The following is a 13,597-nucleotide window of genomic DNA, read 5'->3' on the forward strand; positions in this document are numbered from 1 at the left end:
GAAGAATTATCGCAGGTCAGAGCACCTTTCGCCATTTCTGGTGCAGGTCAGACCCTATTTCCATGACCGGTCGAGGCTAGAGCGGAGGCCGGAGTCAGAGTCAAAGCAAACATCGTTGGCAGAAGACCTGGAAGTCGCTGGCTCGCAGGCGATGCCGAGCTTGGTCAGGCAGCGGTCGCCGTACTGAAGGCGATCCGCGAGCACGATCCACACCTCGTGATCGGCGTCGACGTCAACGGGTTGGCGGCGGGGGCGTTGAAAATCTCCGATGTTGCTTCGACTGGTGACGGCGTACGGGTGACTAACAGCGAGATCGCGGGATCAGCTGAGATCATCGGAGTGCGCGCGGGGCTCTCCGATTCGCCGGACCCTCTTATGCGCGGGGCTGATTCCCTGCGGTAGCTCCGTGCCTTCCCTCCCACCGGGACAAGCATCGCACGAACCACATTTCATGGTCCCGTCGCTTTCGGCGCGCGGCAAATGTATTCCGCGCCGCGACGGCATCAACGCGAACGCTGTCGCCAACGCCAAAGGGTCCCTGAACCGGGCGATGGACACGCTCGACCTTGGTCTTCGACCAGGGGAGAGCGCGGAGTTCGGACTGCTGCACGAGTAGCTAGGAGAGACCGGTAACGTGCTGCGGCGGTTTTGTTCGGGCTGGTCACAGCTCGGCCCCGGGATAACGTATTGGAGGATCGCTGAACGTCGGCGGTTGCATGAGCGGGTCTTGGTCAAGGTCCCCGGTCTGCCGCATTGCAACCTCGACAGCTTCAGCGATCTGGGCGCCTGATGTGGGCACATCGTGATGGGAAATGTGGTCGATGGGGCCAACACCCTCAGCACGCATCGCCGCAATCGCGGTGTCAGGCCGGGGCGGCCCGATGGAGGGGTCGGTGTCGATCCCGGCTTCGCCCAGCGCGGTCGCCTGGATCCGGTAGCGGGTCATATCGACATGGACAATCGCGCGCCATTGTTCTGTGATCTGTTCACCGAACAATCCCTGCCGAGTGATAGCGTCTGCAGCAGCCTCTACCGACTTGGCCCACCGGGTTTGGGATTCACCGGCGGTCACGTCCAGAAGTGCCGCGACCACGCATGTCCGAGTCCACAGTGCCCGCAGGTTGCGCGCGACCGTCGTCGTGGTGCCGACCTCGCCGCCGCTGCCGCCACGGGCCGCGTGGAGTACTGTCCACGACGCGAGTCGAGCCACATCGGTGTCGAGCGCGGTCAGTAGCTGTTCGCGGTCAACCGGTGCTGCAGTGCGCAGGAACATCCCCGCCCGCCACCGGATCCCGCGGGTGCCACGTTCGTGGGCCTGTGCAATCCATTCTGCCGGGACTCCCCCGGCGTGGGCCGCGGTGGCGAGTTCTGCGTGGGCCAGTCCACGATCCTGGAACTGGCGCAGTTGCCGGACCGATCGTTCCAACCCCGAGGTACGTTCACGCTCGAGCATCACCTGCACGGCCGCCGCCCCGTTCTGCAGAGCCTTGAGCACTTTCGCCTGGCTCGCGGTGGCGGCGCTCATGACCCGACTTCCGGGGCGAGGCTGCGGAAGTCAGGGCCGAAGCCGAGGTGCTCGGTCGGGATCGTGGTGCCCGGCGGCCCGAACCAGTTGACTGGGACTCTCGCCCAGGCCAGACCTGTTGTGTCGGTGTGTTGGTCGGGTATGCACCGATGTAGTGGGCCGTTGGCTGCGTCGAGGATGTAGCGCAGTTGCGGGTCGATGTGGCGCACGAACAGGGCGCTCATCGCCATTTTGTCGTCTGCTTTGACCGCTGCTTCGAAGCAGGCATGTAGCGCGGCGAATCGGACGGCGACGGCTTGGTGGCGCCACCACTGTCGACACCACGTGGACTGGCCTTCCCGGTGGTTCGCGGCGATCTTCACCGATGTGGCCGGCAGCAGCCATTGTTCGACGAACTCGGTGTAGTGGGCGAACTTCTTGGGCGGATTGTCTTGGGCGGGTGGTTTGTTGCCGAACCAGGCTGGCGGGACCGGGTCGAACGAGAGTGAGGGTGTGGCCTGGTGGTGGGTGCGGGTGCAGCGGTGCAGCGGGCCGTTGGCTGCGTCGAGGATGAGGTTGACGTGTGGGTCGAGGTGGGTGAGCAGGAAGGTGTTGAGGCTGGATCCGGTTTTGGCTCGGCGCATCGCCTCGAAAGCGCTGTGTAGGTGCGCAATACGCACAGCGACGGCGCGGTGGGCCCACCACTGGGTGCACCAGGTGAAGGTGTTTTCCCGGTTCGCTTCCGCTAGTCGAACGCTGACCGTTGGCAGCATCCAGGATTCGGCGAATTCGGTGAAATGGCGGAACTGCGGCGGTTTCAGCACCTTTGCCGCAGGAGCCGCGCTCGCGGTGCTCACGACTGCCACTCCCCCACACCAGGTTTCGGATCGGCGCGTTTATCCAGGGATATCGGCCCGTTCCCGAACCGGGCCATCGACGCGTAGACCAGTGAGGCGTATGCGGTGTCGGTCCAGGGGATTTTGCGGACCACGACTGGTCCGTGCCCGGGTAAACGGACGATGGCGCGGTCTTTGGGTAGCGCGGCGAGGGTGGCGACGTCGAGGATCGGTTCGGGACGCCAGGACAGGGTTCGTTGGATTCCGCCTGGTCCGTAGCTGCGGGACCGGTCGGCGACGTCGTGCAGGCCGGTCATCGCTGACCAGTGCTCGAGGTAGTCGGTCGCGGCGATGGATCCGCCGTACACCTCGATCGATTGGGCGCGCATCGTTTTCAAACCAGCTACGCCCCACAGGGTTTCGCCTTGTTCGAGGACCTGGAGGATGGTCATCAAGATGATTCCGCAGCCTGCGGCGTAGGTGTAGTAGGAGGGCAGTTCCGAGATCCTGGCACAGTTGGCGGCCTCGTCCAGCACACCCAGCAAGGGAATCTTCAGACGTCCGTCGGGGCGCGCTCTGGCCGCGGTCAGCGCGGCTTCGAGGACCTGCCCGACCAAAGCCGCGGTCAGGGCTGTGGCACTGTCAGGCCCGGCCATCGACAGGGCATAGAGGGTGTCGTTGGAGGTCACGAACCGTGCGGGTTCGAACTCGGGCAGATCGTGGGTCGGACCAAGCTCGGTTACCTCGACGACCACTCCGTTTCGTCCCGCGACGTCACTGGCACCAACTTCTCGGGCGCGCAGCACTTTTCGGGTGGGCGGCGTGATCATCTGGGCGTAGCCGGCGTCGGAGAGCACGTTGAGAAATCGTCGGGCCATATCGAAGAGTCCGTCGCGTTGGCGGCTGTAGAGGCCTTGGCATTCGACAATGCGGGCCGCGGGGCGGCCGTGGCCGTGGTGGCGCAGAATCAGTGCTGGGGTGGGGTCTTGGTCGCGGCCTAACCATTCCGCGACATGGTGTAGGTCCCCGCCAGTGCTTGCGGCGGCGAAGATGTAGAGCGAGAGCAATTCCTGCGCACCACCGTCGAAGTAGGAGTCGGTTTTGGCGTTCGCAATATCGCTGGCCGACCCCGCGGCGCCGGAGATGAAGAACCCGGCGAGCTTGCGGGCGGCGGGCAAGCCGGTGACCTGGGTGAAGTAGTTGACCCAGAACCCGCACTGCACGGTCCCGGTCACCGCTTGCAGGTCCGAGAGCCAGATCCGTCCGGCCTGTTCACGGCCGTACACGGTGTGCCGGTACAGATCTGGTTTGTTGCTGGTCGCCAGGCATGGGCCCCAGGCAGACAACACTGCGGGGATAGCCCAGGCGACTGTTTTGCCGGTTCGTTGACCGGCGGTGGCGGTGACGCCGAGTTCGGCGGGCACGTGCAGGGCAATGTCACCGATTACGGTGCGCCCCAGCAACGGTCCAGGATTGGTCCGCACGCGCGCGGGTGCGTCTCTGAGCAACCGAACGTTGTCGGCGATGTTATCTGCGGCGCGGGCAATGCGGATCCTGTTGGGCCGCTGCATGGTTCGTGCGGCCGCGTCGATCTCGCGACGACTGCCCCACCGTCGAAAACCCCACCCCGCCAACGCGGCTGCGACGGCAGAGAGCGCGAAGGCGATCGGGGTGGACTGCCATGGCCACCGTTGATCACCGGCGAGCACCGAAAGCAGTGCGAGAAACGGGTTCCACGATGTCGGTTGTCCGGCACACCAGCTGCCCAGTTTCAACGCGGCCCATAACAGGACAACCACGGCGAGACAGATCAGCAGGATGACGAGCAGGCCGGCCTCCTCTCCCATGCCGGACTTCGTGCGGCGGCGAGTTTGCCTGGTGGAGAACATGATTCACGTGCCCTTTCAGAACTGAGGGTCGACGGCGGGTTGGTGGCGTGGGGCGTCGATGACGCCGGTGATCGCGGGCGTGGCCCACTGCGCGTCGAGGTCGAGTTCGGGTAGGGCAGCGTCCACGGCGCCGGAGATCACCGCGCCGGCCGGATCGGCCGGGCTGTAGGTCGTTTCAGCGCCCGCGGCCACAGCGAGCCCGCTGACAGGGGCTTGGTCTGCGCCGAGCACGGTTCGCATTGCCTGGATCTCGGCGAGCGCCGTATCGCGGGCGGTGATGACCTGATCCAGTTGGCCGAGTCGAGGGGCACCTGGTTGTTGTGACCACCAGGTGCCCTCGAGTCCGGCGTGGTAGGCGGCGGTGATCTCCTCGCCGGGAATGCCGAGGGCGACGGCGTGGTCGCGGGCGTGGCGGGCGGCGTCGATCAGTGTTTCCATGCGGGCGATCAGCGACTGCCCGCCCTCGGTGGTCCCGTCGAATTCCCCTGCCAGCCGCAGGTGTTCGGCGGTCAGGTCTTGGAAGCGGCGCAATGCGGCGATCTGGGCTTTGTGGTGGGCGAAATCGGTGGAGTAGTCGTGGGTGATCGGTGCGGTCCGCTGGCTGGCGGGGATCAGTGCGGTGAGTTCATCGGCTCCGGTGTCGAGGTCCCCAGCCCGCTCTTGGGCGTCGAGGAGCTCGTCGGTGGCGGCGATGAGCGCGTCTATCTTGTCGGTGGGCAGCAGTTCAGCCGATCGGCCGCCCAGCGCGCGATCAGCGGCGCTGCCTGATCGCGGGCTTGTCGGACCGAGGTCGGGGACCACGCTCAGGTGCCGTGGTCGCCAGCGGGCACCGTCTTGGGTCGAGTCGGTGGTGACCGGTTCGGTGTGGCCGGTCAGTTCCGCGGCTTGGTACAGGGTGCGCACGTGATTCGAGTCGAGGTTCGCCTCACCTGCGGTGATCGATCGTTGGAGGCGACCGAAGCTGACCCGTGCTGATTCTGGATTGCTGTTCCAGGACTGCACCGCAGCGTCGAGTTGTTGCCACAGTTGGCGGTGTTCGTTGGAAGCGCCGTGTTCCCATCGGCGCGCGATGTCGTAAGCGTTGGCTGTGAGTTCGACAGTGCGCGACGGTGTTTCGGCTTGCGGGGCGACCTGTCGCAGCTGGTAGTACATTGCGAAATCGGCGCGTAGCCGGGCTTCGGTGTGGTCGGCGGCGTCGCGGTAGTAGTCGGGGTTGGTGCAGCTGGTTCCCCGGGTTACCCAGCTCATCGCGACTGGCTGGTCGACGAGATGTGGGTGCGCGGTGCGGGGATGGGGAGAAGGACAGGGATGGGCATCGGGGGTCCTCGCAGAGCGAAGCCATCACACCCAGGGTGAGGGGTGTGTCGAGATCCCAGCGGTGGCGGGTTCGGTCGCTTCGGTCCAGTCCCCCTAGCCGAAAGCGCCGATAAGACACGGTTTTTCGCGGGTTTTACAGATCAGGTGTGCGGTCGACTTCGAACCCGGTGATGCGCATGGTCACCGGGTCAGTTTCTGGCTCCCACGCCAGGTCGTTGCCGGAGGGCAGCGCCGCGTCGACGACCCGGGTGATCGCGGTGCTCTCTGCGGCCAGATCAGGCTCGGTGTGGGAGTACATCGAGTCCGCGAACTGCGCCCGCAACGCCGACGTCGCGTCAGCGATCATCTGCTGCGGTGAGCGAGGCACCACGATCGCCGCGTCCGTCGGTGCACCGCTGAAGGGATCGGAGGGCACGTACGGCGGCACCCGCAGCCCAGGATCTGAGCGTGCGTAGGCGTTCCACTCGGCCACCACCGACAGCTCGTCGGCTGCTTCGATCGCGACCGCGTGCACCCGACGGATGCCCTCTACCGCGCTACCCCACAGGTTTTCACCTTCCGAAGGACTCAATTGTGCGGCGGCGGCGAGCACACTGGCACGGTGGTGGCGGGCAGCCATGTTCTGCCCGAAGTGGCGCGAGGAGATCGGGTCAGCACCGAAACTCCATCGCCCGGAGTCGATGCGGTCGCGGCGCGCGGCCTCGAGACTGGCCATCCGCTCCAGATGCCACAGATCGACCTCGAGCATGTCCACATAGAACTCCTGCACACCGGTGGCGTTGCCTGGATGTTGACGCACGACGGCCAGTTCCGGCCCGCGGCTGGCACGACGGCCCAGTTCGCGGGCATCCGCGACCCAGCCCGGGTCGACTCCCGACAGCAGCGCCGCGTCCTCGGCCTGCTCTCGTTGGATCTCGAGCTGGTCCAACCGTTGCCGCCACACGGTGTTGCGGTCACCGGATATCCCGTCCTCGAAAACCTGCGGGCCTGCCTGTTCCAGGCGACGGTATTCAGCGGCCAAATGTTGGATGCGCCGCAGCTGGGAGCCTTGCCACTGCACCACGCTCTGCGGTGGTTCACTGCTGGTCATCGCTCATAGCCCCATGCCGAGATCACGACCCCGATACGCAGGCGCCGGCCCCGGCCCGCTTCGTTCGAGCTCCCAGACTGTTTCGGGATCATCAGGTAACGCCGCGTCGACCGCGGCGGCCATCGTGTGCTCATGACGCGGCTGAACGCGTTGGTCGATGTTGACCATGTCGAGCGCGGTTTCCGCGCGCTGGACCATGGCGATCGGGTCGGGCGGTCCGACCGCCAGACCCGGTTCCAGGACAAGGTTTTCGGCGACCTGGTTCGCTTGGCGTTCGATGCCCGGCCAGGCGAAAACTCGCCATCGCTCGTGAAGTTGCGCGTCGGTGTAGGACGCGGCGGTCAGCACGGCCAGCTGCTGCCACCCGGCGGAATCACGTTCCCACAGTTGCGCACGTTCTAGGTCGGTGAGGTGCACCGAAGCGGCGGTCGTGATCGCTCGGGTCCACAGGGCAGCCATGTTGGTCTCGAGCTGGCTCAGGGCAGGCTCCTCGTCGGGCAGTCGCGATTCCTGGACACGATGGAGATGTTCGGCACGAACCAAGGCCATGTGCTCGAGCTGCCACACATCCGCGGCGATACCTTCGATCCACTGAGCGCGGGTGGTCTCCTCAGGGGTTCGTAACATCAGGACCTGGTCCGAGGCCTGATCCTCGCCCCACCGAACCCCGCGCGCACCGAATTCGCGGGCATGGTCGATCCACCGTTGCGGGACACCCACCGCCGCTGCGTGCAACGCGATCTCGGCACGGTCGCCTTCCAACGCACGCAGATGGGTTCGCCAGGTCTGGACAGCCATGTCACCGGTCCCGGTGGTTGCCGACCACCGGGGATGCCCTGCAATCACCACGCGCGTGTGCTCGACACTGATGTTCTGAATTCGTTCGAGCAGACGCAATTGCCACGACGACAACTCCTCAGCTCCAGACAGAGGTGAGTTCATCGAGATACTCCAATTCTGTTCAATAGAAAGTGATTTCGAGTCGAAGGCGACGATCTACACAGCCCCGAGCAGTTGCGCCCGCGCCGGGATGGGGCGAACATCTCAGCGACCCCAGTCCGCACCTGGATCGATCCCGTTCTCCCGACTCGGCGCGAACCCCGCCGGAACGGTGCCGCCATCAGCGAGGCCAGGATCAGTTGCGGCGGTGTCGATGTCATGCACCGCGGTCGCCGAGACGGCGGTCTCGATCAGCTCACCAGTGTCGACGACCTCGGCGTCGATGACGGCATCGTCGAGATCGGTTGGGTGATCGAGATCGTCTATGCCGAAACCGAACTCATAGCGCAGGTGCGCGGCCGCGGTCAGCCCTTCAGCGAGGCCGGCGACGTCGTCGAGCCCGTTCGACCAGCTGTCCGTTACAGTGGCCGACTCTCCGGCGTCGAAAACATCTTCGGGGTTCATGCCCGTGTCGGCGGTGAACCGTTCGCGGTAGGCGTCGGCCTCGGCCTGCAGGTCCGGCGACAGACCTCGAGACGCGTCCGCGGCGGCGAATTGCGCTGCCGCGGCCATGCCACGGCCGGTGTCCTCATCGTCGTGATGCAGGGTTTCAGTGAATCCGGCCGCGCGACGGCGGATGTCGATCAGGAGCTGCTTGTACTCGAGGTCGAGGGCGTGGAGCTCGGCCGCGCGTGTCTCGCGATTGGTGTAGCCGTCGATCCGGTGTTTGTGGGTGTCAGTGCTGTGTGTTCGTTCGAGCTCGGCGGCTGACTCACGCCGCGCCAAATCAGTATCGGCCCGGATGATCTGGCCTTCTTTGTGCCGAACCTCGATCTCGCGAATCTCACCGGCACGCTCGACACGGGAACCGATCTCCTGCATCCGTGCGGCAGTCAGTTGCTGTTGCCCACCAGCGGCGACAATGCTCTGGGCAACGCGGAGCCGGTGTTCGATGTCGGAGCGTCGGTCCTTCGCCGCGGCCAGCGCCAAACGCTGTTCGGACTCGGCGCTGGACCGCGATTCGCCACCTCGACTACGCAACAGTGCACTGGTGGTATGCGCGGTCTGCAACGCCTGCACGAACCCTTGCCGGACCGCTTGGCCGCTTTCCTCGACCGGATCCCCATTCACAGCAGGACCTGGACATCGGCGAGCAGCCACGCACGTTCAGCCGACAGGCGGGTCGATCGCGCGTACACCGCGAAAACGATCGGCGTGTGGTCTGCCGGGGTGAGGCGGACCGACAGCACCCGGCTCGACGAGGTCGCGGTGTCGGGCGGATGGTCATCGTCGGTGACGCGAACATCGGTGCGCAGCGGGACCCTGCGGGCGACCCAGTCCTGCCACTGCACGGTAGTGATCGGTGCCCACATCGATACTGCGACACGAGCATCGGCAGCGAACGCTGCTCGCATCAGAGGCTCGGCTGCTTCGAACATCGACCGGGCATCCAATCCCGCGATCGGATCCAGCTGATACAGCGTCGTCACCGCAGCGTGCAGGACTTCGGGTGCCGAACACGGCGAAACCTCGGCATACGGCGGCGGAAACGGATCTGCACCGCAGCCCGGTTCGATCACACGCTCGGGATCCGTGCTGCATCCCGCTGTGGCGGCGACCAGCGCAGCAAACACGGTGGCGACAACGACACGCTTCATGACGAAGTTTCCGGTCGCTGCCAAAGTTCGTGCAGGTCAGTGGTGTACCACACCACTGGATCGGGGTGAGTGCATTGTTCGGCAGCCGGGTTGTGCACCGCGACAGTCGCCACACCGAGCACTAGGCCACGCGAGCTGGCGAAGCCATGCAAGCGGGCAAGATCCACACCCCGGCTGCGGGCCAGGTTCAATCGCAACACCCCGGCATCGCCACCCCATTCACGGACGGCGTGACCAGCGAGCTCGATCGCCTTCTCCGCCGAGACTGTCGCGGCCGCAACGCCATCCACAACCTCGTCGATATCAGCGAAAGGTTCGTGCCAGATCAGCCGACCGTTCGCGGCGCAGACAGTGAAGGCCTGCATTGTCGCGGCAGACCACACCATCATTTTCGGGCCGGTTGCTGCTTGCCGAGCAAGGTGGCCATCGTCGGCGGTGCGGGCGTTCTCGATGCGTGCCAAGCCTTCGTAGTCGATGCCGACGGCGAGCAGTGCAATTACGAAACGATCTTTCAGGTGGCCGGTGGCGAACCCGTATTCGATAGCGAGCCTGTCGAATTCGGCTGTGGAGGTGAGGTTCAACAGTTCAGCGGTGTGGTCGCGGACCATGTCCTCGGGCGTGATCGGTGCGGAAGCACCGGATAGGGGTGGGTTGGCTGTCATCGAGATTCTCCTGGGTGGGTGATTCACGGCTCGGATTCGGCGTGCAGTACCTGCGACAGACTCGGTGGTGGCAGGTCGTGTGGATCGTCGAGACCGAAGTGCGGGGCATCGTCGATTCCGGTGGCAACGATCGCGGCCCCGATCCGCGCCCCTGCGGCGGTTTCGACCGCGTGCTGGCTTTGCCACACGTTTTCGGCAGTTGCCTCGAGTAGATTCCGGGTGGGTGGCAGCTGATGCGGTGAGCCGTCGTCGACGTTGATGCCGACCACACGCATCGCCTCGACCCGGCAGCGTGCTTCGCGCACGGCGCCCGGTTGGGTGAAGGCACGCCACTGTCGACCCCGCTCGGGCTCGACCTGGGCCTGCAACAGTGCCAATCGTGGCTGCCACGTCGACGAATCGGTGGCCCACCAGCCCTCTACTTCGTTCTCGGTGACATCGAGGGCGGTAGCGACCATTGCCACGCGCAGCCACTGCGCCGTCACATGCTCGCGCAGACGCTCGACGCTGGCTCTGTGCACGTGCCCCTGGCCTCGGCGGACTGCTCCGATCGCGGCGAGGGTGTAGAGCGTGTCGACTTGGTGGCGTAGCTGGGCGACCAGCGCAATCCGTGGCACTTCGGTCGATGGCGGTAGTGGGGCTTCTGCGGTGCTCTTCTGTCCGAGGCGTCCAGCGTGGCGTGCGTGTTCGATCCAGGTCTGCGGTACGCCGATCGCGACCGCCTGCTCGTGCAGCACCCGACCGGCGAGCGACAGATCACGCACGGTCGCACGCCACTGCGGGAACCCGTCAGGCCGCTGCCTGGCCAGGACAGTGAGGTCGGCGGTGACGTTCTGAATCGCTGCCGTCATCCGCCGGTGAACCAACACCTGACCTGGACTAGAGCTGTTGTTTTCCTGCAATGCGGTCACGTGCGACCTCCCCCAGCACTGTCGGAGTTGCCGGTGGCGCCGAAGCGGCGGACGTTCATCTGCTCGCCGTCCCACGCGCTGAGCGGGGTGATCGTGACCGTCTGCCCCGTCTGCGGAGCATGTAGTAAAAGGTCACGGCCTTGCTCGTCACGCCCGTAGAACACCCCGACGTGATGAGAATCAGCGTCACCCGGTGCGGTGAAAAAGATCAGATCCCCAGGAGCGCGGTCGGCGAAGGCAACCACCTGCGCACGCGAATCATCCTGTTGGGCTTGGGTGTAGTGCGGGAGCCGGATACCACCGCCGGAGGCCTGATACACCGCGTACAACGTCAGACCGCTGCAATCGAAACCCCCGTTGGTGGGTCCCTCGGCGTCGCCGCCGCCCCACACGTAGTCGGTGCCGATCCACCGCTGCGCGTGCGCGATCACCGCGCGCCCGAACTCGCTGGCCTCCGCGGCGGTCAGCGGGACGTTCGAGTTGCTGCCACCGCAGCCCGCTGCACCGTTCGCGCCAACAGACAGGGAATTCGGGTCGATGTCAGCGAATTCGGCGTACAACGTCCGTGCCAAGTCCAGCTGTTCGGCGTAGGCGTTGGGCTCGGAGACCTCGATCAGCTGGGCGAGCTCCGCCGGTGGGATGGATTCCGAGCCTGGGATCTTCTCGGCTTGGTCGTAGAACCAGTTGATCTGATAGATCGGGTCCATCAACGTGGCGATGCCGACCGATCCCCAAATGCTGTATCGCAACTGATGCGGTCCGACGGAATCGTGATTGCTACCGACGCCGTCGTTGGCGTAGCGCAACGACTCCGGCACAGTGGAGTTGGCCAGATTCCGCAGCGAGGTCTCGGTGGCTTGGGCCGCCAGTTCGGACACGATCACCGACTCGGGCATCCCCCGCTGGATCCCGATCGCGACCCCGTTGCGCGCCAACAACAACTGCGACTCCGACAACCCCGCCACACTCGACCCCGGTGCACCCTCGACCCCGGCGGCATGCGCGGACCCCACCCCCGACGCACACGACGCTCTGTTCGAGCCTGCGCCAACGACGAGCAACAGCAGCAACATCAGCATCCCGACCGGGGTCACCAGCATCAAGGCTGCTGCGGTACGTGTTCCGGCATCCATCGCGTATCACTCGCCCGCACCGGTGTTCAGACTTTCGAACCGCCGATTGGTGTTGTGAACATCCGCGGCACGTTCAGTGGGGGTGAAAACCATCCTGAAGGGGATTCCGGGCTCTTCGGCTTCACCAGTCTTGAGCAGGAAACACCCTGTACCCGGCGGGATTTCACGCCGGGCGGGGTCGAGGTCGTCGTCGCTGGGTGGACGCGGCGCCGCCCACGACGTCACAAGGAGTCTCTCTGTGTTGGTCATCCCGGCGACCGCGCCGATCCGGCTGGCTTCTTCCGGGCCGACCGGACCGATGATCTTCGCCCTGGCGCGCTCGAAGAACCCGAGCGCTTTGGCTTGTGCAGCAGGAGAATCGAACGCGGCAAGATCCTTGATGGTGTGCGAGCACATGATCAAACCCGTACCCAGGCCGCGATTGAGTCGAGTGAGGGCATCGACACGGTCGACCATGAACTCACCGACGCCCAGGACCCGCCAGATCTCGTCCATCACGACCTCGAATGTGCGCGCCGGCTCGAGACCGGCGTCGGCGAGAGCGTGCGCGGCGGCCACGGCACCGAATCCATCCGACCAACAGGTCATCAATACCGCGGCCAGTAGTTTGGTGTCGCCTTCGGGGATGCGGGAGATGTCGACGCAAATCGCAGGACTGGCCAGATCCAGGCGCGTGCTGGTGGGTCCGTTGAAGATCGCCCCGAACGGTCCTTCCACCAATGCGCGCATCGAGCGACGCAACGCTTTGGTCGCGGCACGGTAGGAGGTCTCGTCGTCTTCCTCGGCGAATTCTCGCAATCGGTCGGACCCTTGAGAGATCACCGCCAGCAGATCCTCCAGCAACGGCGGCCGCTCATGGGTGAATCCGCCAGCGGGACTGTAGAGCTCACGCAACCCCGCCGCGAGCAACACTTCCTCGTAGTCGGCGACCCGCGCCCCGCGCACGAGCTCGATCAAGCCCGCGACGATATTGATCTGGCCGGCCTCGACCCTGGCCACGACCTGACGACGCTGATCTGCATCGGGCAGACGCTCGATCACCGCACCCAGCGCGCCGACGTCGAGGGGGTTGATGGTGCCGTGCCCGTACCCGACATCGACGATCTGACCACCGAGGTGCTCGATGAGGTCGCGGTAGTCGGGCTTGGTATCGCCCATGCACAGCACGGTCTCCCCCGCCGCGACTGCCCCGGTCACGATCCGTCGGATCAGCGAGGATTTTCCGAACCCGTTGAGTGCCAGCACAAACGCGATCGGTGCGGTGATGAAACCGCGCAGAAACCAGCTCATCGGATCGAAATGCACTGGTGCACCGGTGATGTAATGACTGCCGACTGGCACACCGACCGTGGGCGCGGTCGCACCAACGCAGAACGGCCACAACCCCGCGACCTGAACCGTGGTCGCCCGCCACTCCGGGGTACGAGGCACCACCGACGCGCGACCACCACCGGGCCCCGCATAACCACGGTCGGTAAAGGCCGGCGCGGTCAGGTCGAACCCGTCACCGACGGTTGCGTCCCGGCGCCGTGATGCGGTCGCGCGGCGATGGTCATCGCTGGACAACGTCATCCGAGCACGCCAACCCCGGAACCCACCGAGGCCAGCGGTCTCTTCCATCTGCGCCCTGCGCGCACCGGTCAGAAGCCGAATACCGT

General features: G+C 65.4%; 13 protein-coding genes. 1 reads left to right on the forward strand and 12 read right to left on the reverse strand.

Annotated features, from left to right (window positions below):
* Positions 1-451: 451 nt before the first annotated feature.
* On the forward strand, positions 452-616 hold the full coding sequence (locus tag ACFWU5_RS20735) for a hypothetical protein (RefSeq protein ID WP_379245483.1): 165 nt from the start codon (positions 452-454) through the stop codon (positions 614-616).
* 45 nt (positions 617-661) lie between these two features.
* Here ACFWU5_RS20735 and ACFWU5_RS20740 read toward each other — a convergent pair whose 3' ends face one another.
* The 12 genes from ACFWU5_RS20740 to ACFWU5_RS20795 form a co-directional block, all read right to left on the reverse strand.
* Positions 662-1,525 carry a hypothetical protein gene (locus tag ACFWU5_RS20740; RefSeq protein WP_379268312.1) on the reverse strand — a complete coding sequence of 288 codons (864 nt, stop codon included), beginning with the start codon at positions 1,523-1,525 and terminating at the stop codon, positions 662-664.
* A complete protein-coding gene (locus ACFWU5_RS20745; RefSeq protein WP_379245487.1) occupies positions 1,522-2,361 on the reverse strand; it encodes a DUF4913 domain-containing protein in 840 nt (279 codons plus the stop codon). Before ACFWU5_RS20745 ends, ACFWU5_RS20740 begins: the two co-directional genes overlap by 4 nt.
* A complete protein-coding gene (locus ACFWU5_RS20750; RefSeq protein WP_379245489.1) occupies positions 2,358-4,187 on the reverse strand; it encodes a type IV secretory system conjugative DNA transfer family protein in 1,830 nt (609 codons plus the stop codon). The genes ACFWU5_RS20745 and ACFWU5_RS20750 overlap by 4 nt, the downstream gene beginning before the upstream one ends.
* A gap of 57 nt (positions 4,188-4,244) precedes the next feature.
* A complete protein-coding gene (locus ACFWU5_RS20755; RefSeq protein ID WP_379245491.1) occupies positions 4,245-5,477 on the reverse strand; it encodes a hypothetical protein in 1,233 nt (410 codons plus the stop codon).
* Positions 5,478-5,679: 202 nt separating this feature from the next.
* Positions 5,680-6,636 carry a hypothetical protein gene (locus ACFWU5_RS20760; protein WP_379245493.1) on the reverse strand — a complete coding sequence of 319 codons (957 nt, stop codon included), beginning with the start codon at positions 6,634-6,636 and terminating at the stop codon, positions 5,680-5,682.
* A 3-nt stretch (positions 6,637-6,639) separates the two neighbouring features.
* Positions 6,640-7,578, reverse strand: coding sequence for a hypothetical protein (locus ACFWU5_RS20765; RefSeq protein WP_379245495.1), 939 nt, complete (start codon positions 7,576-7,578; stop codon positions 6,640-6,642).
* Between the two features lie 102 nt (positions 7,579-7,680).
* Positions 7,681-8,565, reverse strand: a complete 885-nt coding sequence (locus ACFWU5_RS20770; RefSeq protein WP_379245497.1) for a hypothetical protein — start codon at positions 8,563-8,565, stop codon at positions 7,681-7,683.
* A 137-nt stretch (positions 8,566-8,702) separates the two neighbouring features.
* Positions 8,703-9,233 carry a hypothetical protein gene (locus ACFWU5_RS20775; protein ID WP_379245499.1) on the reverse strand — a complete coding sequence of 177 codons (531 nt, stop codon included), beginning with the start codon at positions 9,231-9,233 and terminating at the stop codon, positions 8,703-8,705.
* The gene (locus ACFWU5_RS20780) at positions 9,230-9,895 is read right to left on the reverse strand and encodes a hypothetical protein (RefSeq protein ID WP_379245501.1); all 666 of its coding nucleotides are present in this window, start codon (positions 9,893-9,895) and stop codon (positions 9,230-9,232) included. The genes ACFWU5_RS20775 and ACFWU5_RS20780 overlap by 4 nt, the downstream gene beginning before the upstream one ends.
* A 23-nt stretch (positions 9,896-9,918) precedes the next feature.
* The gene (locus tag ACFWU5_RS20785; RefSeq protein WP_379245503.1) at positions 9,919-10,746 is read right to left on the reverse strand and encodes a hypothetical protein; all 828 of its coding nucleotides are present in this window, start codon (positions 10,744-10,746) and stop codon (positions 9,919-9,921) included.
* Positions 10,747-10,802: 56 nt separating this feature from the next.
* A complete protein-coding gene (locus ACFWU5_RS20790; protein WP_379245505.1) occupies positions 10,803-11,939 on the reverse strand; it encodes a C40 family peptidase in 1,137 nt (378 codons plus the stop codon).
* A gap of 6 nt (positions 11,940-11,945) precedes the next feature.
* Positions 11,946-13,511, reverse strand: coding sequence for a hypothetical protein (locus ACFWU5_RS20795; RefSeq protein ID WP_379245507.1), 1,566 nt, complete (start codon positions 13,509-13,511; stop codon positions 11,946-11,948).
* Positions 13,512-13,597: the final 86 nt, after the last annotated feature.

This window comes from Nocardia sp. NPDC058640 (assembly GCF_042716995.1).
Lineage (GTDB): Bacteria > Actinomycetota > Actinomycetes > Mycobacteriales > Mycobacteriaceae > Nocardia.

Excerpts from the sequence above, each read along its gene's own strand:
- ACFWU5_RS20735 (WP_379245483.1), top strand. The coding sequence starts at position 452 with ATGGTCCCGTCGCTTTCGGCGCGCGGCAAATGTATTCCGCGCCGCGAC.
- ACFWU5_RS20740 (WP_379268312.1), bottom strand. The coding sequence starts at position 1,525 with ATGAGCGCCGCCACCGCGAGCCAGGCGAAAGTGCTCAAGGCTCTGCAG.
- ACFWU5_RS20750 (WP_379245489.1), bottom strand. The coding sequence starts at position 4,187 with ATGGGAGAGGAGGCCGGCCTGCTCGTCATCCTGCTGATCTGTCTCGCC.
- ACFWU5_RS20755 (WP_379245491.1), bottom strand. The coding sequence starts at position 5,477 with ATGAGCTGGGTAACCCGGGGAACCAGCTGCACCAACCCCGACTACTAC.
- ACFWU5_RS20760 (WP_379245493.1), bottom strand. The coding sequence starts at position 6,636 with ATGACCAGCAGTGAACCACCGCAGAGCGTGGTGCAGTGGCAAGGCTCC.
- ACFWU5_RS20765 (WP_379245495.1), bottom strand. The coding sequence starts at position 7,578 with ATGAACTCACCTCTGTCTGGAGCTGAGGAGTTGTCGTCGTGGCAATTG.
- ACFWU5_RS20775 (WP_379245499.1), bottom strand. The coding sequence starts at position 9,233 with ATGAAGCGTGTCGTTGTCGCCACCGTGTTTGCTGCGCTGGTCGCCGCC.
- ACFWU5_RS20780 (WP_379245501.1), bottom strand. The coding sequence starts at position 9,895 with ATGACAGCCAACCCACCCCTATCCGGTGCTTCCGCACCGATCACGCCC.
- ACFWU5_RS20785 (WP_379245503.1), bottom strand. The coding sequence starts at position 10,746 with ATGACGGCAGCGATTCAGAACGTCACCGCCGACCTCACTGTCCTGGCC.
- ACFWU5_RS20790 (WP_379245505.1), bottom strand. The coding sequence starts at position 11,939 with ATGGATGCCGGAACACGTACCGCAGCAGCCTTGATGCTGGTGACCCCG.
- ACFWU5_RS20795 (WP_379245507.1), bottom strand. The coding sequence starts at position 13,511 with ATGACGTTGTCCAGCGATGACCATCGCCGCGCGACCGCATCACGGCGC.